At 42.1% G+C, this 23,100-nt stretch carries 23 protein-coding genes; 12 read left to right on the top strand and 11 right to left on the bottom strand.

Features of this window, described 5'->3' with window-relative positions:
* Positions 1–7 precede the first annotated feature (7 nt).
* Positions 8–613 carry a hypothetical protein gene (locus FAI40_01085; protein QCE34044.1) on the bottom strand — a complete coding sequence of 202 codons (606 nt, stop codon included), beginning with the start codon at positions 611–613 and terminating at the stop codon, positions 8–10.
* Between the two features lie 129 nt (positions 614–742).
* On the opposite strand from FAI40_01085, the gene nusB reads away from it, so the two are divergent.
* Positions 743–1,234 (top strand): transcription antitermination factor NusB, encoded by a 492-nt coding sequence (gene nusB / locus FAI40_01080; GenBank protein QCE34043.1) that lies wholly within the window; start codon positions 743–745, stop codon positions 1,232–1,234.
* Positions 1,235–1,266: 32 nt separating this feature from the next.
* The gene (gene thiL, locus FAI40_01075; GenBank protein QCE34042.1) at positions 1,267–2,244 is read left to right on the top strand and encodes a thiamine-phosphate kinase; all 978 of its coding nucleotides are present in this window, start codon (positions 1,267–1,269) and stop codon (positions 2,242–2,244) included.
* Between the two features lie 26 nt (positions 2,245–2,270).
* On the opposite strand, the gene FAI40_01070 is transcribed toward thiL, so the two are convergent.
* Positions 2,271–3,416, bottom strand: a complete 1,146-nt coding sequence (locus FAI40_01070; GenBank protein QCE35704.1) for a hypothetical protein — start codon at positions 3,414–3,416, stop codon at positions 2,271–2,273.
* 156 nt (positions 3,417–3,572) lie between these two features.
* Here FAI40_01070 and FAI40_01065 point away from each other — a divergent pair, with 156 nt between their 5' ends.
* On the top strand, positions 3,573–4,379 hold the full coding sequence (locus tag FAI40_01065) for an SDR family NAD(P)-dependent oxidoreductase (protein ID QCE34041.1): 807 nt from the start codon (positions 3,573–3,575) through the stop codon (positions 4,377–4,379).
* A gap of 63 nt (positions 4,380–4,442) precedes the next feature.
* The gene (gene glk / locus FAI40_01060) at positions 4,443–5,447 is read left to right on the top strand and encodes a glucokinase (GenBank protein ID QCE34040.1); all 1,005 of its coding nucleotides are present in this window, start codon (positions 4,443–4,445) and stop codon (positions 5,445–5,447) included.
* Between the two features lie 59 nt (positions 5,448–5,506).
* Here the strand turns inward: glk and FAI40_01055 are convergent, their stop codons facing one another.
* Together FAI40_01055 and FAI40_01050 are read right to left on the bottom strand one after the other, a co-directional pair.
* Positions 5,507–6,052: a hypothetical protein gene (locus FAI40_01055; GenBank protein ID QCE34039.1), complete on the bottom strand. Its 546-nt coding sequence runs from the start codon at positions 6,050–6,052 to the stop codon at positions 5,507–5,509.
* 103 nt (positions 6,053–6,155) lie between these two features.
* Positions 6,156–6,551, bottom strand: a complete 396-nt coding sequence (locus FAI40_01050) for a hypothetical protein (protein ID QCE34038.1) — start codon at positions 6,549–6,551, stop codon at positions 6,156–6,158.
* A gap of 300 nt (positions 6,552–6,851) precedes the next feature.
* Between FAI40_01050 and guaB the strand changes: the two genes are divergently transcribed.
* Together guaB and FAI40_01040 are read left to right on the top strand one after the other, a co-directional pair.
* Positions 6,852–8,327 carry an IMP dehydrogenase gene (guaB, locus tag FAI40_01045; protein QCE34037.1) on the top strand — a complete coding sequence of 492 codons (1,476 nt, stop codon included), beginning with the start codon at positions 6,852–6,854 and terminating at the stop codon, positions 8,325–8,327.
* A 50-nt stretch (positions 8,328–8,377) separates the two neighbouring features.
* On the top strand, positions 8,378–9,754 hold the full coding sequence (locus FAI40_01040) for an RsmB/NOP family class I SAM-dependent RNA methyltransferase (protein ID QCE34036.1): 1,377 nt from the start codon (positions 8,378–8,380) through the stop codon (positions 9,752–9,754).
* 31 nt (positions 9,755–9,785) lie between these two features.
* Here FAI40_01040 and xth read toward each other — a convergent pair whose 3' ends face one another.
* A complete protein-coding gene (xth, locus tag FAI40_01035) occupies positions 9,786–10,583 on the bottom strand; it encodes an exodeoxyribonuclease III (GenBank protein ID QCE35703.1) in 798 nt (265 codons plus the stop codon).
* 110 nt (positions 10,584–10,693) lie between these two features.
* Here xth and uvrC point away from each other — a divergent pair, with 110 nt between their 5' ends.
* The 4 genes from uvrC to rpmG all read left to right on the top strand — a co-directional run bounded on the left by uvrC (position 10,694) and on the right by rpmG (position 14,181).
* Positions 10,694–12,613 (top strand): excinuclease ABC subunit UvrC, encoded by a 1,920-nt coding sequence (gene uvrC, locus FAI40_01030; GenBank protein QCE34035.1) that lies wholly within the window; start codon positions 10,694–10,696, stop codon positions 12,611–12,613.
* A complete protein-coding gene (gene pgsA / locus FAI40_01025; GenBank protein QCE34034.1) occupies positions 12,613–13,206 on the top strand; it encodes a CDP-diacylglycerol--glycerol-3-phosphate 3-phosphatidyltransferase in 594 nt (197 codons plus the stop codon). The genes uvrC and pgsA overlap by 1 nt, the downstream gene beginning before the upstream one ends.
* Positions 13,207–13,235: 29 nt before the next feature.
* Positions 13,236–13,862: a hypothetical protein gene (locus FAI40_01020; protein ID QCE34033.1), complete on the top strand. Its 627-nt coding sequence runs from the start codon at positions 13,236–13,238 to the stop codon at positions 13,860–13,862.
* Between the two features lie 151 nt (positions 13,863–14,013).
* Entirely contained in the window at positions 14,014–14,181 is a 168-nt protein-coding gene (rpmG, locus tag FAI40_01015; GenBank protein QCE34032.1) for a 50S ribosomal protein L33, read from the top strand.
* A 50-nt stretch (positions 14,182–14,231) separates the two neighbouring features.
* Here the strand turns inward: rpmG and FAI40_01010 are convergent, their stop codons facing one another.
* From FAI40_01010 to tpiA, 6 genes are all read right to left on the bottom strand, one after another.
* Entirely contained in the window at positions 14,232–14,579 is a 348-nt protein-coding gene (locus FAI40_01010) for a septation inhibitor protein (protein QCE34031.1), read from the bottom strand.
* Between the two features lie 93 nt (positions 14,580–14,672).
* Positions 14,673–15,962 carry a phosphopyruvate hydratase gene (locus FAI40_01005; GenBank protein ID QCE34030.1) on the bottom strand — a complete coding sequence of 430 codons (1,290 nt, stop codon included), beginning with the start codon at positions 15,960–15,962 and terminating at the stop codon, positions 14,673–14,675.
* Positions 15,963–16,092: 130 nt separating this feature from the next.
* Positions 16,093–16,917 (bottom strand): 3-deoxy-8-phosphooctulonate synthase, encoded by an 825-nt coding sequence (locus FAI40_01000; protein QCE34029.1) that lies wholly within the window; start codon positions 16,915–16,917, stop codon positions 16,093–16,095.
* Positions 16,914–18,548, bottom strand: a complete 1,635-nt coding sequence (locus FAI40_00995; GenBank protein ID QCE34028.1) for a CTP synthase — start codon at positions 18,546–18,548, stop codon at positions 16,914–16,916. The genes FAI40_01000 and FAI40_00995 overlap by 4 nt, the downstream gene beginning before the upstream one ends.
* 15 nt (positions 18,549–18,563) lie before the next feature.
* Entirely contained in the window at positions 18,564–18,866 is a 303-nt protein-coding gene (gene secG, locus FAI40_00990; protein QCE34027.1) for a preprotein translocase subunit SecG, read from the bottom strand.
* Positions 18,867–18,919: 53 nt separating this feature from the next.
* Positions 18,920–19,729: a triose-phosphate isomerase gene (gene tpiA, locus FAI40_00985; protein QCE34026.1), complete on the bottom strand. Its 810-nt coding sequence runs from the start codon at positions 19,727–19,729 to the stop codon at positions 18,920–18,922.
* 205 nt (positions 19,730–19,934) lie between these two features.
* On the opposite strand from tpiA, the gene FAI40_00980 reads away from it, so the two are divergent.
* Positions 19,935–21,854, top strand: a complete 1,920-nt coding sequence (locus FAI40_00980; GenBank protein QCE34025.1) for a hypothetical protein — start codon at positions 19,935–19,937, stop codon at positions 21,852–21,854.
* A 217-nt stretch (positions 21,855–22,071) separates the two neighbouring features.
* Positions 22,072–23,094 (top strand): pyruvate dehydrogenase (acetyl-transferring) E1 component subunit alpha, encoded by a 1,023-nt coding sequence (pdhA, locus tag FAI40_00975; protein QCE34024.1) that lies wholly within the window; start codon positions 22,072–22,074, stop codon positions 23,092–23,094.
* Positions 23,095–23,100: the final 6 nt, after the last annotated feature.

The raw sequence follows: 23,100 nt of genomic DNA, 5'->3' as shown, positions 1-23,100 counted from the left end.
AAAAATCTTATTGCTTGTCTTGAGCGTTATTTGTTTCGTCGTTTGTCTGAAAAGTAAAATTGTAGGTTTTATCACCTTCTTTGAAATGAAAAATAAAGGGAACTTCTTGTCCATTCACAAAAGAGGCTTTTTCTTTTGGTAAGCAAGAAAGATGAAAGCTGCTGAACGGGAAAGCGATTGTATTTAAACGTGGAATAGGTAAGTTTTTAAAAATATTTCCAGAGGCATCTTCTGTTTCTTCCGTGAAGGCTTGTGTGTCTTGAAACTGTCCAACGGTCGCACATTGATCAGACGTAATGGATTTTAGAAGAAAATCTTTATTTGCCGTATTTTTGAGAATAAAGCTTCCTTCCAAAAGATCTGTGGACGATTTTCTTAGAAGGGCTTGCTTTAATTCAACCCGATCAATAGAGGCGTTTGTTTCCGTATGGCTTTGATAAGAATAGGATTCCTTTTGAATTTTTGTTGTTGTGCTGGTGTCCACAGAAGTTGGTGACGCTGAAAGTTTGGCGTTTTGATCTTCTGCTTTAGCTTGAACGTTTGTTGAAAAAAAGAATGGAGCGCTGGCGATAAGGGCAAGAGGAAGAGCGCGGTGTTTTGAGAGGAGCGTCATTGTATCACTTTCCTAAAGGGGCAGACGAATTTTTCTTATTTATAGCCTATTGCTTTCCCAAAGGGAGTAAAAAAGATAGACTAGAAGTTACTCCCATTTTGTAAAAGAAGTAAAATTTAAGGAATTTTTATGTCGGATTCTGTTTCCGTCTCGAATGATAAAACAAATAAAAAAACGAGGAATCAATTTAGAAGACGTACAATAGCACGGGCAGGCGCTGTTCAGGCGTTATTTCAGTATGAGCAGTCAGGTGATTCTGTTGATCAAATTCTTTTACAATTTCATCAGCACCGTGGGGGGGGGCATTTGGATCAGTTTGAGGAGGGAAAAGTTCCTCAGGCTGATATGCTTTTGTTAGGACAAATTTTTCGAAAAGCAGCTTTAAATCAAGAAAAGATAGACGAAGAACTTTCAGAAATTTTGCCAAAGGAATGGTCTTTACGTCAAATCGATTCCGTTTTGAGAGCTATTTTGAGGGCTGCTTTGGCGGAATTATCGGATGGCTTGCCTGCGGCGATCACGATCAATGAATATATGGATGTCACACATGCTTTTTTGAGTGTTGAGGCCGCACGTTTAGCAAATGGCGTCCTTGAGACGGCTGCGTTACGCAGAAAATAAGTAATATTAGGAATGAGCTATTCCAAGGAAAAATGAATAAGACGAAAAGCATGAAAAAAAACGGAGAATTTTCATTTATTCACCGTTTTTTCGAGCCATTAGCTGGAAAAACGGCTTGGAAACTTGGAGATGATGCGGCAGCGTTGCCGGATCTTGAAAGGGGGAAAGAATTTGTTGTTTCAGTAGATAATCTGGCAGAAAATGTTCATTTTTTTACGGATGATCCTCCCCAGTTCGTTGCTCAAAAGTTATTGCGCAGAAATCTTTCAGATATGGTAGCAATGGGGGCAAAGCCCACTGGTTATTTTCTTTCTCTTGCTTTTAACCCTGAAAAATTTGAAGTAGAGGCTTGGTTTAAAGCCTTCCAAGAAGGCCTCAGGTTAGATCAAAAAATCTATGATTTTTCTCTGTTAGGCGGTGATACAACGGTTATTAAGGGCGATCTTTTTCTAAGCGTCACAATCGTGGGGGAAGTTGAAAAAGAGCATTTGTTGCATCGTAAAGGCGCACAGGTAGGAGATGAGCTTTGGGTTACAGGGACGATTGGGAATGCGGCCTTAGGATTGGCTGGTAGAGAGGGGAGAATTACGGCATTAGAAGCCGTTTTTGATAAATTTTATCTTTTACCGCAGCCACCTGTTGGTTTTTTAATTGGAGATCTTGCTTCTTCTGGAATGGATGTTTCAGATGGACTTTTGCAGGATGCAGGCCACTTGTCAGAGGCATCTTCTGTTCAGGTGTTACTTGATATTTCCAAAATTCCTTTACTGCCAGAGGCACAGAAATATTTTAAAGATTTTTCAGATCTTATTTTAAGTGGAGGAGATGATTATCAGCTCCTTTTTACCATTGCGCCAGAACATGTTTTAGAGATGAAAACACGGGCAGCTGAACATCACATTCAGGTGTCTCGTATTGGCGGAATTGCAGAAGGGGGAGGTGTCACTCTTCTAAATGCTTGTGGCAAAGAGGAGTTATATCAGCAAAAAGGAGGCTGGAATCATTTCTGATTCTAACCTCCTTAATCTTTTATTTATCAGAGTTCTTTTTCAAAAAGCCGATGAACTTTGTAAGGTTCAGGGCTGAGCGAATCTTCAATGAGATTTCGCATTGCCGTATCCTTACTGCGTATCCAGCCTAACTCGACCCAGTCAAAACGCATACCAGGAAACCCTCTTCGGCGAATCAGCTCATGAATGGCGAGACCTGGGAAAAGCGCTCCCAATACTGTTCCACGAATTTTTTTGGAGACACCGAGAAGAATAACACGACCGGATTTAAAGCGTTTGCGCAACAGTCTGTAACCAATCTTCATCCAGCCCCAAAGAGAAGGACTCGAGCCAATACCTTCAGAAAGCTCATAGACATTAGGTATAATCAGAGCAATCGCAAGAGCTTCACCTCCGCGATTGATTTGGACATAATTGTTTGTGTGAATGATAGGCTTCATACGGTGGAGCATATCTTTCATTTCGTAATCTTTGAGTGGCACAAAATTATAGGTTCCATCCCAAGCATCATTATAAAGTTCACGTAAAATTTCAGCTTGTTCTTGAATCTGTTTTTTAGAAACTTTTTCTAAAGTAACATCTTTAAGACGGCCTGATCCAATTTCGAGGTTGCAAGGGACTTTATAGTCCTGAACTTGTTCTGATGCGATTTCTAAGCGGTAACTTAGGAGGTCCTCTGTTTGGTGGTAGCCCGCCTCGGCAATCATGTCGGCTAAGCCTTGTGGATGCCACGGCGTCTCTATCATAATGTCTTGATCTTGACCTGAAACCATCACACCAGATTCGCCGTTTGAAGTCAGTGTCAGCGGCCCCATAGCCGTTTTAATATCGCGCTCTTTTAACCATTCCTCGACGGCATTTAAAAGCGCTTTAACAACGCTCAGGTCAGGGACGCAGTCAAGTGCCCCAAAATATCCTATTTTCTTGTTTAGATATTTCTGAGCTTCTTTGTCTATGATGGCTGCAATACGCCCAACAGGTTTTTTGTCGACCCAAGCCATAAAGTATTGATGGTCGCAATGTCTGAAAAGAGAGTTCTTTTCAGGGTGCAAAAGCGCCATTTGTTCCATTTTAAGCGCTGGAACAAATTCTTTATATTCTGCATAAAGCTTCTCTGGCAAAGTGATAAAAGTATCTAAATCTTTTTTGCCTGAAACGATTTCAACATGTATTTCTGGAGAATCAGAAAAAGATGAAGTTGAGGTAGTAGAAATGGATGATTGCATGAATTAAGCTATACGCTTACAAACAATCTAAAGCTAGTCTGATTTTTGTGAGAGTCACAGATAAAGCTTTTGGGTTAATATTATTAGGGAATAAAGTGAGGCATAACGTTGACACAAGATCTAAAAGGTATCGGCCGTCACATCTTAATCACAGGCGGTTCTAGTGGCATCGGGGCTGAGTTGGCTCGTCAATATGCGGAACCTGGCGTGGCGATAACGCTTTGGGGCCGAAACCGTCGTCGTTTGTCTCAGATTGCAGATGAGGTAAGAGCGAAAGGCTCTCTTGTTTTTACCCGCCAAATTGATCTTGCGGATTCTGGGAAGGCCATTGAAGCGTTTGCAGAGGCAGATGATGAGCTTCCTGTTGATGTTGCTATTCTTGCTGCTGGCCTTTCGCATCTTCGTTCTGCTGGAAAGCTCATTGAAAGTGCGGAGAGCGCCTTAGCAATGGCGCAGGTTAATTTTACAACCCCTGTTGTTATGGCCTGTGAAGCAGCAGAAAGAATGGGACGCCGTCGGAAAGGGGCTATTGCCTTTATCGGTTCTGTTGCGTCTTTCCATGATTTGCCGCAGGCTTCTGTTTATTCTGGAACAAAAGCAGGTATCGGCCGTTTTAGCACCGCATTAGCAGCTGCAATGTCGCCTCATAATGTCAGTGTCACTTTGATCATTCCAGGTTTTATAGATACCCCTATGAGTCAGCGCCTTAAGGGGGTTGGGCGTCCTTTCATGCTGACTGTCGAAAAGGCATCTGCAAAGATTAAAAGGGCGATTGAAGAGCGTAAACTTACGCTGATGTTCCCATGGCCATTTCATGTTGCTCGCATATTAGATGCTCATTTCCCACGTCCATTGGTTCATAAATTTTTACGCATTTTTCATGTTATGCAACGTCCAGAAAAGAAGTAAGGATTTGAGTCCTTGTTATTTTTGGAATTTTAATTTCAATGAGATTTAAGGGAATTGTTTTCAATGTCTAAAAACCAAAAAAATTTTCAACAAGGTGAGGTTGTCGCCGTTGATTTGGGTGGGACGCATGCGCGTTTTGCTATTGCGCAAATAAGTGATGGGCATGTGACAAAAATTGAAGAACCAGAAATCTTCAAATGTGCCGATTATGATTCACTCGCTTCTGCATGGAAGGATTTTTCCAAGCGTTTAGGACGTCCTGTTCCCCGTAGAGTCGCAATTTCGATTGCTTGTCCTGTCACGGGTGACATTTTAAAGATGACAAACAATCCTTGGACAATTTATCAAAGTCGGCTGGCTAAAAATTTAGATATTGATGATTTTATTATTATCAATGATTTTGCTGCGGTTGCGAATGCGGTCGCCCATTTGGGAGATGAGCATTTCAATCATCTGTCAGGTCCAAATGAACCTCTGCCTTCAAAGGGAAATATTAGTATTGTTGGGCCGGGGACTGGTTTAGGTGTTGCCCTTTTAATGCGGATGGATCGGGCGCACTATAAGGTGGTTCAAACAGAAGGTGGGCATATTGGATATGCGCCAGAGGATGAGATTGAGGATAAGATTCTGCGTATTGTCAGAAAAGGCCTTTGCCGTGTTTCTACAGAGCGTATCGTTTCTGGTCCTGGTCTTGTAAATATTTATACAGCTTTGGCAGAAATCAAAGGTGTGAAGGTTGAGCCAAAAATTGAGGATCGCGTTCTTTGGACGAATGCAATAGAGGGCAAAGATGAATTGGCTGTTGAAGCTATGGAGCGTTTCTGTCTTTCATTAGGTGCAATTTCTGGGGATGTTGCTCTAGCACATGGCGCAAAGGCGCTTGTGATTGCGGGTGGTGTTGGACGTCGTATTCAAAATTATTTGGAAAAATCGGGCTTTGCGGATCGTTTCCAGGCAAAGGGACGTTTTTCAGATATTATGAAAAGTTTGCCTGTTAAAATTATTACATATCCAGAGCCAGGTTTATTTGGGGTAGCAGCTGCTTATGCTGTTAAGAAAGAGGCTTAAGCTTTCTTTGTGTAAAAGTAAAAAACCTCCCATTTCAGGATGAGAGGTTTTTTTATTTTCTATTTTGTTAAAAGCGCTTGGTTTAATTGTTCCAACATCGCTTTCCGTTGTGATGATGGAAGCTCAGAGAGCTGTTTATCCTCTTCTGAATTGTTGGCTTTCCCGTCTTGAATGCGTTCTAGGCTATCACGCAGTTTAATTGCAGCTTGTCTTTCTTGTTGTCGTGCTGAAAGAGCAGGACCGCTGTCTCCATTTGAAACAGGTGCAGCAATACTTCCATCTGGTAGCCGGCTCGGGTTTGCATTATCTTCCATCGCTGTGGGGTCAATTGCGGAAGCTGGGCTGATATGATGCTGTGGCTGGTTACCCGAAACAATTTCTTCAGGTGCAGGGAGAATCTCTTCCTTGGCGATATGTTTTACTGGTTTTTTGCTAGGAGAGTCCTCTGCATTTGTTGTTGAAGATTCCGTTGGTGTATTCGTGTCAGCCTCTGTTTGAGGCGGAGGAGAATCTGCTTTGAAATTTTTCTGATCTTTAGAGGAAAATAAGCTACATCCAGCGAGGAGAGGAAGGCATAGCAACGATAAGAATAAATTACGCTTCATAATATTCACGTCAGATCAAAATAAAAAAGGTCATGGAAACAAAATAAGGGGTGGCAAGCCACCCCTTAAAGATAATTTCTAAATTAAATGGATAATTTAAGAATTATTTTGCAGCAGCATCTGCCTTTGGAGCAACATGATTTGCATGTTTCTTGCCATGGCATTTTTTGCATTTGCGGTGCTTACGGTGGTGAGCAGCGGCTTTTTTAGCTTTTGGAGCATCTTTAGTGTCAGCAGCAACGTCAGCTTTATCTGCAGAAGCCTCCGCTTTTACGGCATTTGCATCAGCTTTAGCAGCTGTTTCTTGCGCTTTGGCTGCTGTTTCTTGAACTTTTGCATCTGTTTTTGCAGCGTCAGCTTTAGCGGCATCAGCCGTTGCTGCAGCTTGATCTGCAGCTGGTTGTGCTGCATCTTCAGCGAAAGCCGAAGAAAAAGAAGTTGGAACAACAAAAGCTGCAGCAGTGACTGCAGCAACGAGGGTCTTGTATGAAAGACGCATGAAATATTCTCCTAGATGGAAGATTTTTAAGAAGGCTAACACGAATCTGGCCTCTGAACTGACCCACAGGTGCAAAGCTTGGCCTTAACATATAAGGATAATGCCAATCCGAAAAGAGGGTTAATTTAGAAGCGAGAAAATAATATTATTCTCTAATAGAATACCCCTAAATTCATATTTTTAAAGCGATATTTTCAATTTTTTAGCCTATTGATGAATTTTAATTTAATCTAAGAAAGAGTAATATCAGTTATTTTAATTTATTTAAGTACGAAGTTCTTAGAAAAAGGTTGTATAATTATGAGAAATTCAGAAGAGTACCCAGCCATTAAAATGGCACTTGCCTATGATGATGTTTTGATTTCGCCTGCGGCTTCTGAAGTTCTTCCTTCGCAGGCAAAAGTTCATTCTCGTCTTACAAATAAAATTTCTTTGAATATTCCTTTGATTTCTGCCGCAATGGATACGGTGACAGAATCCAGAATGGCAATCGCAATGGCTCAAAATGGTGGTCTTGGTGTTATCCATAAAAATTTAAAACCAGCCAAGCAGGCGGATGAGGTTCGCAGAGTGAAGCGTTTTGAAGCAGGGATGGTGATTGATCCCGTTACGGTTGGGCCAGATCAAACGCTTGCTGAAGTTAAAGAGGTGATGGCGACCCGTGGTATTTCTGGTTTGCCAGTGATTGAAAAAGATGGAATTTTGGTAGGAATTCTTACCAATAGAGATATGCGCTTTGCTAAAGATGATCAAATGAAGGTTCGTGATTTAATGACGAGCCAGAATTTAGCAACGATTTCTCCTGAAGCGAGCCCTTCTGATGCAAAAGATATACTGCAAAAAAGACGTATTGAGCGTTTGGTTGTAACCGATGAAAAAGGCCACTGCGTTGGTCTCATTACGGTTAAGGACATGGAAAAAGCTCAAACTTATCCTTTAGCTGTTAAAGATTCACAAGGTCGTTTGCTTTGTGCAGCAGCTGTTGGTGTCGGAGATTCTGAGTTCGAACGTGCAAAAAAATTGGTTGAGGCAGGTGTAGACGCTTTGTTTGTAGATACGGCCCATGGGCATTCTGCCGGAGTTCTTCGTTCTGTTGCCAATTTAAAAGATCATTTTCCAGAAATACAAATTGTTGCAGGGAATGTTGCTGTTCCGGAAGGCGCTTTGGCTTTGATTAAAGCGGGTGCTGATTGTGTCAAAGTTGGTATTGGACCGGGTTCAATTTGTACGACACGTATTGTGGCGGGCGTTGGTGTTCCTCAATTCTCGGCTGTGATGGAAGTTGCGGCGGCCTGTAAAGAAATGAATATCCCAACAATTGCCGATGGCGGTATTCGGAATTCAGGTGATATCGTTAAAGCTTTGGGTGCTGGTGCTGATATGGTTATGGTGGGCTCTTTGCTGGCTGGTTGTGAGGAAAGTCCGGGTGAAACGTTCCTTTATCAAGGGCGTACTTATAAATCTTACCGTGGGATGGGCTCTCTTGGCGCAATGGCGAAAGGATCTGCTGATCGTTATTTCCAAGGAAATGTCCGTGACACTTTGAAACTTGTTCCGGAGGGGATTGAAGGGCAAGTGCCTTATAAGGGCGTGATGGGAGAGGTGATTCATCAATTGGTTGGCGGTCTGCGTGCTGGTATGGGTTATGTCGGTGCGGTCGATCTTTCAGAACTGAAAAAGCGTGTTCGCTTTAGACAAATTACGAATGCCGGTTTGCGTGAAAGTCATGTTCACGATGTTTCTATTACACGTGAATCGCCAAATTATCGTTATTAATTGGCGTATAATTTAGTTCTTTTATTGCAAATAAGGCAGGGTATTTTTCGATGACACCTGGTGCGCGTTTTTCAACGGCTATTGAACTCCTTCAGGAAATACGTTCAGCAGGGCGACGCCCTGCTGATGCTGTTGCATCCGCGTTTTTTCGGCAAAATCGTTATATTGGGAGTGGTGACCGTCGTTTTATTTCTGCAATTGTCTGGGGGGCTTTGCGTCATTGGCGACGTATAAACTGGCATTTGTCAAAGGCAAAATATGAGGGAGAATCTGTCCTTCAAGATTTGCTGCTGACAAAGAAAGAAAAGGGAGATGATAATTTCTTTTCTGCCCGTGAGATTTGCCTTGCCTATTCTGTTATGGAAGAAGGCAGTTTGGAAGCTTTAAAAGCTTCTTTTGATAAGGGAAAATATGCAGCAGCGCATTTAACACAGAGCGAATTGATTTTTTTAAAACGCTTAGAGGGCGTCTCTTTTACGCATCCAGAACAGCCAGCTGCTGTGCAGGGGGAGTATCCAGATTGGTTAGCGCCCTTACTTCAAGAGCTTTTTGGTTCAGAAGAGGCACTTGAAAAAGAAATTTTGGCAATGCAGGAAGAGGCTCCTTTAGACATTCGTGTGAATCTTTTAAAAGCGACACGCGAAGAGGTCCTTCAGGCCCTTAAAAAAGAAGAAATTCCAGCTGAAATTTCTCCTCTATCACCATGGGGCATTAGACTGCCTTCTAGAAGTGCGATCATGTCTTTGGACTTTTTTAAGAATGGTATGGTGGAGATTCAAGATGAAGGAAGCCAGATCGTTGCCTTACTAGCGGATGCAAAGCCTGGCCAGAGGGTTGTTGATTATTGCGCGGGGGCTGGTGGAAAAACGATGGCAATGGCGATGAATATGGAAAATCGTGGGCATATTGTTGCCTGTGATGTTTCTGAAGTTCGTTTAAAAGGCGCTGTAAAGCGCCTAAGACGGGCTGGTGTTCATAATGTAGAGCGTCATTTACTCGTTGAGGGTGATAAATGGCTAAAACGCCATAAAGGTGATTTTGATTTGGTTGTGATTGATGCACCTTGTACGGGAACGGGGACTTGGCGCCGTAATCCAGATGCAAGAAGAACTTTACAGCCGATTGATTTGCAGGAAATTATGGTCAAACAAGCGGAAGTTTTGGAAAAAGCCTCTTCGCTTTTAAAACCAGAAGGAACATTGCTTTACGCAACATGTTCTATTTTAAAAGAAGAAAATGAAGGCAGGATTGAGGCCTTCCTAAAACAGCATCCAGAGTTTCAAATAAAACCTTTTGAAAAAATTTCCTTGGAACTTCCTGAAGTTCTTGAAACACAACTTCAGGAAAAAGGATCTATCCGCTTAACGCCTGCACAGCATGGAACGGATGGCTTTTTTGCTTGTCTCTTAGAGCGGAAATCGAAATAACAGGAGGCTTCTAGCCTCCTGTTACTAAGAACTACTCTAAGTCTAAATCAATAAAAACGGGCACATGGTCGGAAGGGCGCTCAAAATCACGGGCTTCACGCATAATGGTCATGTTCTTGAGATTGTCTTGAAGATCTGGCGTGATCCAAAGATGGTCTAGTCTGCGTCCTCGATTAGATTTTTTCCAATCCTTATTGCGGTAGGACCACCAAGTGTAGAGTTTTTCAGGCTCTGGTGTATGAAGGCGCATAGCGTCCATAAACCCTTCTTTTTGCCAAGCAAGGCATTTTTCTGTTTCGATTGGCGTGTGGCTAACAATTTTTAAGAGCTGTTTATGAGACCAGACATCATCGGGAAGGGGAGCAACATTTAAATCTCCCATTAAAACAGATTTTTTAGGTTTATTTTTAGAAAACCAATCTGTCACTTCGTCCAGAAAGCCAAGTTTATGTGCAAATTTTGGATTTTCTTCTGGGTTCGGAATGTCACCGCCGGCAGGAATATAAAAATTATGGAGATGAATAGCGCCTGTTCTCGTTTTAAGAGAGGCAGCAAGATGGCGGCAATCTTGTTGTCCCTGCCATTCTGGGAAGTTTTCTAAAAGCGTTAAGGGATGTTTAGAGAGGATTGCTACACCATTATAGGATTTCATGCCTTTAAAAAGGCAATGTGGAAAGCCAAGTTTTTGCACAGCTTCGAGGGGAAAGAGAGAATCAGTTACTTTTGTTTCCTGAAGCGAAACAATGTCGGGGTTTGCTTTTTTCACAATCTCTTCAAGAAGGGGAAGACGAAGTCGAAGAGAATTGATATTCCATGTCAAAATACGCAATTTTTGAGGCGCTGTTGAAGAGGGGCTTGATTGTTCCACAGTGAATCACTTTAATTAAAATCGTTAAAAAATCTATTTTCTTGATAAAGAAATGGTTGGTCAGATTATAAATGTCTATGGAAAAATCTGTTTTTTTATCTTCTAACGAAAAAAATCACGTTATAAAGGGTGTTGAAGCGATTCAAAATGCGCTAAAAACCATTCCCTTTCTTCCAGGCGTTTACCGGATGCTGGATGAAAAAGGTCAGGTTTTATATGTCGGAAAAGCGCTGAGTTTAAAAAAAAGGGTGACCTCTTATACACGTTTAAATGCGTTGCCGGATCGTATCCGTTTAATGGTTTCTCTGACCGTTTCCATGGAAATTGTTGTCACGGCAAATGAGGCAGAGGCACTTCTACAAGAAGCAAATTTTATTCGCAGAATGAAGCCTCGATTTAATATTTTGCTTCGGGATGACAAAAGCTATCCGTGGCTTATGCTTGATCCTGGAAAAAATCCTGATTTTCCTCGTTTAGTGCGCCAAAGGGGAAAACAGAGAAAAGGAATCACTTATTGGGGGCCTTTTGCAAGCGCATGGGCTGCAGAGCAAACATTACAGGTATTGCAACGGAGTTTTTTACTCCGAACCTGTTCTGATTCGACTTTAAAGTCGCGGACACGTCCATGCCTTTTGCATCAAATCAAAAGATGCTCTGCGCCTTGTGTCGATAAAATTACTCCAGATCAATATGCTGGGCTGGTTGAAGAGGCAAAGGCGTTTCTAGCTGGAAGTGGGGCGAGCCTTCAGCAGAAATTAGGCCAAGAGATGGCAGAGGCGTCAGATAATCTTAATTTTGAAAAGGCAGCTTTGCTGCGGGACCGTTTGAGGGCCTTTGGGCAGATACGTTCTTCTAAGGCAATTAACCCAGCCAGTATTGTTGAGGCGGATGTGATTGCCCTTTATCAAGATAAAGGGCGGAGCTGTATTCAGGTCTTTTTTATTCGTGGCGGAAATAGTAACGGGAATCGTGCCTTTTACCCTGAACATGATTCGGCGGCACAGCCCACTGAGATCTTATCTGCCTTTTTAGGACAGTTTTACGAAGATAAGTTACCGCCTAGAGAGATTATTCTGAATGAGTATCCTGAAGATGAAGCGCTTTTGATTGAAGCGTTAGAAATGCGCCGAGGGAAAAAAGTATTTTTTCGCTTTCCGCAACGGGGCGAGCGTAAAGCTGTTCTTGATTATGTGTTGATGAATGCAAAAGAAGCACTTGCACGCTATTTGTCGGAAAAAATTTCGCAGGAAAAAATTCTGAAACAGCTTCAAGAGGCTGCTCTTCTTAAAGAAATTCCAGAACGGATCGAAATTTATGATAATTCCCATATTATGGGAACATCTCCTTATGGCGTGATGGTTGTTGCTGGAAGGGAAGGCTTTTTACGAAATGCTTATCGAAAATTTGCCATTCAGAAAGCAACGCCAGGAGATGATTTCGGCATGATGAAAGAGGTAATGGAGCGGCGTTTTTTAAAGATGAATGAGGAAGAGCTTCAAGGGGAAGGGAATCATTGGACGCGTCCGAATCTTTTGCTTATTGATGGTGGTAAGGGGCAGGTAAGCGCTGTAAAAGAAATCTTAAAAAATATGGGTATTTCTGATATTCCTGTTATGGGAATTGCAAAAGGTCCTGATAGGAATGCTGGAAGAGAATGGTTTTTTGTTGATGGAAAAGCACCTTTTCAGCTTCCGCCTCAGGATTTGCTCCTTTATTATTTACAACGTCTAAGGGATGAAGCACATCGTTTTGCAATTACAACGCATCGAAAGGGGCGAGGGAAAGCATTTTTACATTCAAAACTTCAAGATATTCCAGGTGTCGGAAATATGCGGCGTCGTGCATTAATGAGCAGTTTTGGGTCTTTAAAAAATATCAGCCAAGCAACCGTGGAGGAGCTTGCGCAAGTTTCAGGTGTTAGTCAGCGTTTGTCTCAAGAAATTTATGAATATTTTCATATGTCAGAGCAGGAGAGTGAAACAGATCGATAATGTGCAGTTATACCATGCTTCCTAATTTTTTAACGCTTTTAAGAGTGGCGTCGATTCCTGTTATTGTCCTTTTATTGGCTCTTAAATCGCCTTTATGGTCTGTCATTTGCTGTGGCATTTTTATCTTGTCTTGTGTTACGGATTATGTCGATGGTGCTTTAGCACGCCGTCAAAAAGTGCAATCTGAATTGGGACGCATTATGGATCCAATTGCTGATAAACTGTTGGTTGGTTGTCTTTTGCTGGCGCTTGCAGGATTGGGGCATTTAGAAGACTATGCGACTTTATATGCTGGCATTTTAATTCTTTTTCGGGAAATTATGGTTGGAGGATTGCGTGACTATGCTTCTGCTGTCGGCTCCAAAATTCCTACCATTCGTATCGCAAAATGGAAAACGGCTGTTCAAATGACGGGGCTTGGCTTTCTCATTGTTGGCATGGATGGCGGAAAATGGCTTGGATTGCCACAGGTTCCTGTGACGTTGATTGGCGCTGTTTTGATTTGGATCGCTGTGATTCCAACGTGGATTTCTGGTTTTATTTATTTGCGCTATGCCGTCCAAATTTTTCGTCAACAGGGGGCAAAGTCATAAAGCGTTCTCGTTTTGACCCAGGTAAAAAGATGCCCTCTATAACACCAAAAATTTTGGGAAGAGTATCGATTCTTTCTTTGATGTTGCTTTCTGGATGTGGTGGCATCGGACATTTATTTGTAGATTTGTTTTGGCCTTGGGAAGAGAATGGGCCAAAACATGGTGGGGAGAATTTTAAAAGAGCGCATGGTAAAAAAGTTGATGTTGCAAAGCCTATTCTTCCGCAGTCGGGGAATATTTGGGATGAGCACCCAGAATCTGTTCCAAGTTTGATGGATGTTGATAATCCAAATAGTGAGTTTAATCGGAATTACGGTCAAAGAACAAAACATTTGGATACGGAGCTAAGTCGAATTTTCCCAGAAAATCAGCTTCCTTCAGGGGGAAAATTGGCTCTTGGTGAAGATGAAGATATGCGCCTAGGTAATCGGGAGGATCCATTACCAGATGCTGCTTCTAAATATATTGGGGAACCAAATTCGCATGTTGTTTCTATTCCGAATGGAGATGGCACAGTAACGATGGTCGCACCAGATGGTTCGGTTAGAGTTATTTCTGAAAAAGAATTTTTGGATACGTCCTTGCCAAAAACCGAAGCCTCGGCAAAAAAGAAAACGATAACAGCAAAGAAAAAAGGGAAGGGGGCAAAGAAATAAAATATTTGAAAAAGCGCTCTTTTTTCTCTCAACACTTGACCTCAGGCAAGAAAATCTTCATTAATTACGCATTAACCGAATGAAAAGGCTTATTAAGAGGCCTAATATCTTTTAATATTCGGACTCTATTAAGAATTCAGGTAAGAAAATTATGGCCAAAACGAATGTAATTAAAATCCGCCTCGTCTCTTCTGCTGACACAGGCTATTTTTACGTCACACGCAAGAATGCACGTTCCGCTACGGGTAAAATGGAACTTAAGAAATATGATCCAGTGGCTCGTAAACATGTCATTTTTAAAGAAGCTAAAATTAAGTAATTTTACTTTTAAAAATTGAGATTTTCACAAAGGGGATGATTAGTTTATAACTAATTTATCCCCTTTGTGCCACCTGGAGCGCTGGCTGGGTAGGGGATAATAATCTCATCTACTGTACTATGATTTAGCATCATACGGCTTCTCTCATCGAGAAGATCAGGATCGAGGGCTTTAGAGCCTAAAGATTTAACGTGGTTGAGCCAGTTGCCTTCGTCTTCTTTTGCCTGTGTAAGCTGTTTATTCGCCTCGACGAGCTGTTGCTGGTATGTAACAGCCGCCTTTGTTCCATGAGAGCCTTCATTTCGGCTCCAAAGAAAATAGAATGCCAAAAGAAGAAAGAAACAAGCAGGAAGCAGGTTTTGGCAAAGGTGAGCAAAAAAAGTAAAGAATTTTCTCATTTCTACACACAAAAAACGGCAGAGATGAATTTCTCTGCCGTTTCTTTGTAATGATTTTCCATAGAAAAATCAAAACACAATTGCTTCCAAAGCTTATGCTTTGAAATTTTTAGGTAAAATAGCACGACCTGCAAAGACAGCATCTTCCCCAAGTTCTTCTTCGATACGAAGAAGCTGGTTGTATTTAGCAACACGATCAGAGCGAGAAAGAGAACCCGTTTTGATTTGGCCGCAATTTGTAGCAACAGCCAAGTCGGCGATGGTTGTGTCTTCTGTTTCACCTGAACGGTGGCTGAGAACACATTTGTAAGCAGAAGACGTTGCCAGTTGAATAGCATCGAGTGTTTCTGTCAATGTGCCGATCTGATTTGGTTTCACTAAAAGCGCATTTGCGACGCCTTTTTCAAGACCTTCCTCAAGACGTTTACGATTTGTCACAAACAGGTCATCGCCAACGAGATTTACTTTGTCACCCAAACGGTCTGTAAGCTCTTTCCAGCCTTCCCAGTCATCTTCAGCCAATCCATCTTCGATTGAAGCGATTGGGAATTCAGAAACTAATTTTTCAAGAAGGTCAATCAATTGGGAAGAAGTGAGAGAATCTTTACCCTCATTGAGGACATAACGACCGCCTTTATAAAATTCGCTTGCAGCGCAATCCAAAGCAAAAGTCACATCTTTTCCTGGTTCATAGCCAGAATCTTTAATGGCCTCTATCAGGAAGTTTAGAACATCACTTGGAGAGACGATATTTGGCGCAAAACCACCTTCATCCCCAACATTGGTGTTTAGGCCAGCGGCTTTAAGTTTATTCTTAAGACTTGCAAAAATTTCTGCTCCCATACGAAGCGCATCAGAGAAAGTTTTTGCGCCAACAGGCTGAATCATGAATTCTTGGAAATCAAGTGGGTTATCAGCATGCTCCCCACCATTGATGACGTTCATCATTGGGACAGGAAGGACATGGGCAAATGTACCGCCAACATAACGGAAAAGTGGCTGAGCTGTAAGTTCAGCAGCTGCTTTTGCAACGGCAAGAGAGACGCCCAAAATAGCATTAGCCCCTAGACGTGCTTTGTTAGGTGTGCCGTCTAATTGGATAAGGGTGCGATCGAGACCAACTTGATCAAGCGCATCAAGTCCAAGAATATTCTCTGCGATTTCACCATTAATAGCTTCAACAGCTTGTAAAACGCCTTTACCATGGAAGCGCTTTTTATCGCCATCACGTTTTTCAACGGCTTCATGCTTACCTGTGGAGGCACCTGAAGGAACGGCTGCGCGTCCAGAAACACCAGATTCTAAAATAACTTCAACTTCTACTGTAGGATTTCCTCGGCTATCAAGGATCTCACGTCCTGTTACGGATATAATTGAGCTCATGAAATTATCCTTTTCATATATCTAATAAAACCTGAACTGGGAAACCGATTCATAATGCACCAGTTAAGGACAGTCGAAGCATAATCTTTCTAGATATTTTTTTATAGAGAAGAATTAGATAATCAATACTCTAAAGAGAGATTTTTTTTACAAGACAATCAATTGCTTGTAACTCTTTAAGAAGAGGAAAAAGCTCTTTTATTGGAAGCATACAGGCACCATCACTTGGCGCTTTATCTGGATCTGGGTGGGTTTCTAAAAAAAGAGCAGATAGTCCCACCGCCATAGCCGCACGGGACAGAGGTGCTATAAACTCTCTCTGTCCGCCACTTTCATTCCCTTTTGCGCCTGGCATTTGAACAGAGTGTGTGCCGTCAAAAACGATAGGGACGCCCGTTTCTTTCATGATGGAAAGACTTCGCATGTCAACAACCAGATTACCATAGCCGAAGCTAGTACCTCTTTCACAAAGAAGCGTTTGGTTATTCCCAGTTGATTTGATTTTTTCAACGACAGAACCCATCTGCCAAGGAGCCATAAACTGGCCTTTTTTTACATTGACAGGTTTGTTTGTTTTTCCTGCTTCGAGCAATAGATCTGTTTGCCTGCAGAGAAAAGCAGGGATTTGAAGAACGTCAACAACGCTGGCGACTTCCTTGCATTGTTCTGGCAAATGAACATCTGTCAAAACAGGCAAGTTTGTTTTTTCTTTTATTTCGCTAAGAATATCCAAACCTTTGATTAAGCCAAGCCCACGTTTTGAAAAAACGGAAGTTCGATTAGCCTTGTCAAAGCTGCTCTTATAAATCAAGCCAATATTAAGCTTAGAGGTGATTTCCTTAAGCGCAAAAGCAACTTCTAAAGCATGTTGGCGTGATTCAATTTGGCAAGGACCAGCAATGAGAGAAAAGGGGAGAGACTCCCCAATTTCTAGCTGACCAATCGAAATACTCATTTTGAATCAGCACGGTGCTTTGTGTGATGCTCTGATGCTGCCTTAATGAAGCTTACAAAAAGTGGATGGGGCGCGAAAGGTTTGGATTTTAACTCTGGATGATATTGAACAGCGACAAACCAGGGATGGTCAGGATATTCAACGGCTTCGGCAAGACATCCATCAGGAGACATTCCACTAAAGACAAGTCCTGTTTTTTCAAGCTTTTCTTTATAATCGCCATTTACTTCCCAGCGGTGGCGATGACGCTCAGAAATTTCTTCTGTTTCATAAATCTTGGAAATGCGGGATGCTTTCTTTAGCTTTGCAGGATAAGCACCAAGGCGCATTGTTCCACCAAGATTTTGAGGGGCATTTTCCTTGCCATGATAGGCTTGCTCAAGTTCAACAATGAGCGGCGTGTTTTCATGGTCAAATTCTGTAGAAGAAGCGTCTTTAATGCCCGCGAGTGAGCGAGCGCATTCGATGACACTTAATTGCATACCCAGACAAATGCCAAAGAGAGGAATGTTCTTCTCTCTTGCATATCGAATAGCTTGAATTTTGCCTTCTGTGCCTCTTTCGCCAAAGCCACCAGGAACAAGGATGCCATCAGCGTCAGAAAGTTCGTTTTCGCATTCTTCGGGGCTTGTTAGCGATTCTGCGTTGATCCAGACAATTTCAACTTTCCGATGGTTAGCTACACCGGCATGCAGCAAAGCTTCTGAAAGAGATTTATAGCTATCAAGAAGGGAGGTATATTTCCCCGCAATTTTAATTTTAACTTTCTTGGTCTCATCACGAAGGACAGAAACGAAGTGATCCCATTTTTCAAGATTAGGCTCTGCTTTAGTATCCAATCCAAAATATTTTAGAACTTCATTGTCTAGGCCTTGCTCATGATAAGCAGAAGGGCAAGCATAAATGGTGTCAACATCTCTGGCAGCTATGACAGCACTGGGTGAGACGTTGCAGAAATTGGCAATTTTTTGACGTTCGCTATCAGGAATAGGTCTATCGCAACGGCAAAGCAGGATTTGCGGTTGAAGCCCGACATGTTGCAATTCTCTGACAGAATGTTGGGTTGGCTTTGTTTTTAATTCACCTGCACTTGGAATATAGGGAAGTAGGGTGAGGTGCAGGCAAAGTGTATTTTTGATTCCAATTTCATTTCGTAATTGGCGGATCGCCTCTAAGAAAGGCTGGCTCTCAATATCTCCAACCGTTCCACCTATTTCCGTAAGAATGAAGTCGTAATCTTCTGTATCATGTAAAATGACTTCTTTAATTGCATCTGTAATATGTGGAATAACTTGAACAGTCGCGCCTAGATAGTCGCCACGGCGTTCTTTTGCGATGACATTGGAGTAAATGCGTCCCGTCGTTGTATTATCACTTTGTTTTGCATTGAGCCCTGTGAAACGCTCATAGTGCCCTAGATCAAGGTCTGTTTCAGCACCATCATCGGTGACAAAAACTTCTCCATGCTGATAGGGGCTTAGCGTACCTGGATCCACATTAAGATAGGGATCTAATTTACGGATACGGATTTTATAACCACGACTTTGGAGCAACGCTCCTAAAGCAGCTGCTGCAATCCCTTTTCCAAGCGAGGAAACCACGCCGCCAGTGATGAAAATAAAACGTGTCATAGGGCTCTGATATTTTTAAGAAGATTTAGATGGAGTTGTGCTTTGTTCTGCTGGTGCAGGCGGTGCAGAAAGAATGTCTTTCTGATGGCTAACCGCACCTTTATTAAGCATTGCAAGCGCCAAGCACAAAACCATAAAAATAGTTGCTAAAATTGTCGTGGTATGTGTGAGAAGATTTGCAGCGCCTCGGCCAGTCATTAAACCGCCACCACCGCCACCACCGATTCCCAAACCGCCACCCTCACTGCGCTGAAGGAGGATAAAACCGATTAAGGCAACTGTAACAATGAGGTTTATGATAAGAAGTATTGTAGTCATTATGGCTGGTTATACCTTAAAAAAGAGAGAAAACAAGAGGCGGGAGAGAAGCTTTACGTCAGATCTTCCTGTTTTAAGGCTACGGCAGTAACGGCTTTGCGATAGACTTCTAAGAAAGATTCAGCATCCAAGCTGGCCCGTCCAAGCAAGACCCCATTGATTTCTCTGAGTGCTAGAATATTTGAAACATTCTTGGCATTAACAGAGCCGCCGTAAAAAACAACAGGTGCTGCTTCCGGATTTTTTTTTATTAAAATATTTTTAATATTTTTAGCAGCTTCTTCAATAGCAGAGACTGGTGCAGAGTTTGCCTGTCCAATCGCCCAGATAGGCTCATAGGAAAGAAAACCTGAAAAATGATCTGGCACAGAATCTTCAATTTGCTTTCTTAGAAAAGAAATTGTTTCGCCTTGATCTCTTGTTTGCGCATTTTCACCGATACAAATGATAGGTTTCAGACCAACAGCCTGTACAGCAAGCGCTTTTTTGAGAATTTCTGCACAGGTTTCTCTGTTATGTTTACGACGTTCTGAATGGCCTAGAATCACAAAAGAAACACCTAAATCAGCAAGCATTTCAGCAGAAACAGATCCTGTCCGTGGTTCTGTTGTTGGATAAGAGCAGTTTTGAGCCCCTAAAGGAAAATGATATTTCCCGTCTTCTTGCTTGGCAAGAAACGCACCGATTCTATCAAGAAGTGTGAAGGGAGGACAAATAATTGGGGAGAGATTCTCTGTATAAATTTCTTTGATTTCGTGGATTATTTTTTTTGTAACTTTTTCTGCTTCATGGCGTGTGCCATTCATTTTCCAGTTTCCGATTATGTAATGCGGCGGTAATGCGGTATGAACAGAGGCGGGCATGAACAGGGGAATCCTTGTCAGATGTGCGTATTTTACATACGAAGAGAACTTGTTTGGGCATTACTTCCCAGTTGTGCAGGTCATCATGTCTTTTGATAGAAATATATCTTATTTTTCTGTGAAAAGGCAGGGGGTTCCTTTTTCTTTATGTAACTTTGTATATGTATAGATATTTTTAAATGACATGACTGATTGAGTTTCATTGATGATTACGGCTCTGCGGCACTTATTTGTAGATTCTTGGTTGGGGCGTTTGATGGCGTTGCTAACCTTCTTTGCCTTCGTGGTTTGGGGAGGAGATAGTATTTTTAATTTATCTTCAAAACCCTCGGGCGATATTCTTGTCTCTATTGGGAAAGAAGAGGTTAAAACTTTAGATTTCGAACGTCTTTTAGATATGAGGCTGAGGGTTCTTGCTGAGAGATTTTCAAGCGCAAAATGGGTGTATAGTCAGGAGGGTGTGTCGCAAGTTGCACAAGTGACGCTCTCGTCCATGGTTGGCAGTCTGGCCGCTATGCAAGAAGCTAAGTCGGCAGGATTTATTGTGAGCGACGAAAGAGTGCGGGAGCAGGTTTTTTCGGATACTGCCTTTCAAGGGGAAGATAAAAAATTCGATCCCGCAAAAATGAATATGCTTCTGCAAGCGAGTGGACAGACAAGAGAAGGTTTGATTAATCAGGTTCGGCAGGAGCTTTATGGTAAGGCCGTTTTGGAAGGGCTGGGAAATTCTTTAGAAAGTTCTCATAATGTCTCAACTTATTTGAGCAATTATTTTGGAAATACATATAAAGTTGATGCTGTACGTATTCCGTTTAAAAAAGCATCTGATGTTACAGAGCAGCCAAGTGAAGCACAATTAAAACGTTTTTATCTAAATCATGCAGCCTTGTTTCGTTTGCCAGAATATCGTCACATTACGGTTGCTGTTTTGACGCAGGAAAGTGTTTCCCGTTCGATAAAGGTTTCTGATGATTCGTTAAAACACCTTTATGAAGAGCGCCAGCATCTATACAACGCACCTGAAACGCGTGATGTAAATGTCTTAATGTTTTCTGATGAAAATCAAGCAAAAGACTGTAAAGCTCTTTGGCAAAAAGAAATATCTTGGGCAGATTTTTCAGGAAAATGTTCGCAAGCTGTGCCTGCATCCTTAGAAAAAGCAAGAAAGTCTGATGTCCCTTCAGATGTACTTGCTGAAGCCATTTTTGCAGCAGGAACAGGTGTGCTGACAGGCCCTGTGGTCGCTTCAGAGGGGCAGTGGGCTATTGTTTTCGTCGATAAGGTTTACCCACCTGTGAACCGCTCTTTTGAGGAGGTGCGTCCAGAACTGTTGAAAGAGGTGCAGTCAGCTGGTATTTCGGATGCTTTTCACCAAAAATTAGGTGCTTTTGAGGAGGCTGTTGCTGGTACGGGGGATTTGAAAAAATTGCCATCGGATTTAGGGATCGAAATTTTTTCAGCTACTGTTAATGCAGAGGGAAAAACGCCAGCAGATAGAGAGGTTGTTCTTCCTGGGAATGCGGCTTTGCAGACTAAAATTTTGAAAGAGGCCTTTAGTAAAACTCAAGGCGAATTACCTCAGGCTGTGGTCGATGGAGATCAAGCTTATGCGATTTCTGTGGATGAAACTTCGCCAGCTCGTTTGCAATCTTTTCAAGAAATTAAAGAAGAGATTCTGCAAAAATGGCGTGAAGAGGTTGCTTCACATCAAACAGAGGTAGAAGTCGCAAAGCTTCTTCAGAAAGCTCAAGTTGATCCTTTGAAGAAAAGTTTAGAAGAATCTGCTATAAAAGGTGGAGAATACCATGGAGATGTTTCTGTTTCTCGTATGAAGCAGGAGTCTAAGCTACCAGCTGTTTTGTCGAATCGCATCTTATTGGGAGAATCAAATAAGGCTGTGATGGTGCAGGATGGCGAAAGTTTTTGGGTTTCAAAAATAACACAAGTGATTCCAATGGAAGCTCAAGAAAGAGATAAAATGTCTCTAGAGTTACGAGAGAAAGCAACCGCATCTTTGCACAATGATATTATTGAAAATTTGGGGAGGCTTTACGTTGGAAAGTACAAAACAAAAAACTTTAATGTTAAGGCCTATCAGGAGATTATCACTCGGTTCGTGCGTTAATTTTTTAGAGTTTTAAGATTATAGAAATACTTTTTTATAATTTTTTGCTTGAGAATGCTTTCACAGCTGGGCAAGAAGGGAGCGTTTGCTCTATTTTGTGTGGATATTGTATCCCAAATACATTCTTTGAGATTTAACAGAGGAATATTTAGGAAGGGGAATACGGGATGGGAAAGTGCTCCGTAAAGAGAACGGTTTGTTTAGGAAAGGCAGCATAATGATTAAAAACTCGCCAGTTAAGGGGAAGGATTCTCAGCATAAATTTGCCTTAAGCTTAGAAGAGAAAAAAGAAGCTTATCGGAAAATGCTTTTAGTCCGCCGTTTTGAGGAAAAAACAGCGCATCTTTACGGGATGGGAGAGATTCATGGTTTTTGCCATTTATATAGTGGACAGGAAGCCATAGCCGTAGGCATTAGCTTGGCGATGAAAGAAGGTGATCGTTCCGTTACTTCTTATCGTGATCATGGTCAAATGCTGGTAGCTGGCATGGATCCAGGTCGGATTATGGCCGAGTTGACTGGTCGTGCAGATGGATATTCTCATGGTAAGGGAGGTTCTATGCACATGTTCTCCCGTAAAGAAGAATTTTATGGAGGTCATGGAATCGTTGGGGCTCAGATCTCAATTGGGACAGGTCTAGCCTTTGCAAGTATGTATCGTCAGGATAATACAGTCGCTGTGGCTTATATGGGAGAAGGGGCCTCTAACCAAGGTCAGGTATATGAATGTTTTAACCTTGCAGCACTTTTAAAGCTCCCGATCGTTTTCGTGATTGAAAATAACCGTTATGGGATGGGAACAAGCCAATCTCGCTCATGCGCTTCTAAAGATCTTTCTCAAAATGGCCGCCCATGGGGGATTCCAGGAAAGAAAGCTGACGGTATGAAAGTGGAGACCGTCTTTGAAGCTGCTTCTGAAGCTATTGAGCATTGCCGATCTGGGCAAGGCCCATTCCTGTTAGAAATGGATACATATCGTTATCGTGGGCATTCGATGTCAGATCCGGCTCGGTATCGTTCCAGATCAGAAGTGGATGAAGTTAGGAAAACCCGTGATCCATTAGAAGCATTGAAACAGTCACTTTTTGATGAAGGTGTTTCTGAAAGCTTCTTTAAAGAGCTAGAAGCGCAAATTCGAGGAGAAGTTGCGAAAGCGGCTGATTTTGCAGAAAAAAGCCCTCAGCCAGATCCTTCTGAACTTTGGACAGATGTGATTGCAGAAGAAGGAGAAACAGTCTGATGTCAG

The organism is Acetobacteraceae bacterium (assembly GCA_004843345.1).
In the GTDB taxonomy this organism is placed as follows: domain Bacteria; phylum Pseudomonadota; class Alphaproteobacteria; order Acetobacterales; family Acetobacteraceae.
Note: the sequence above shows the minus strand (reverse complement) of the source record. Positions and strands in the feature narration are given on the sequence as shown.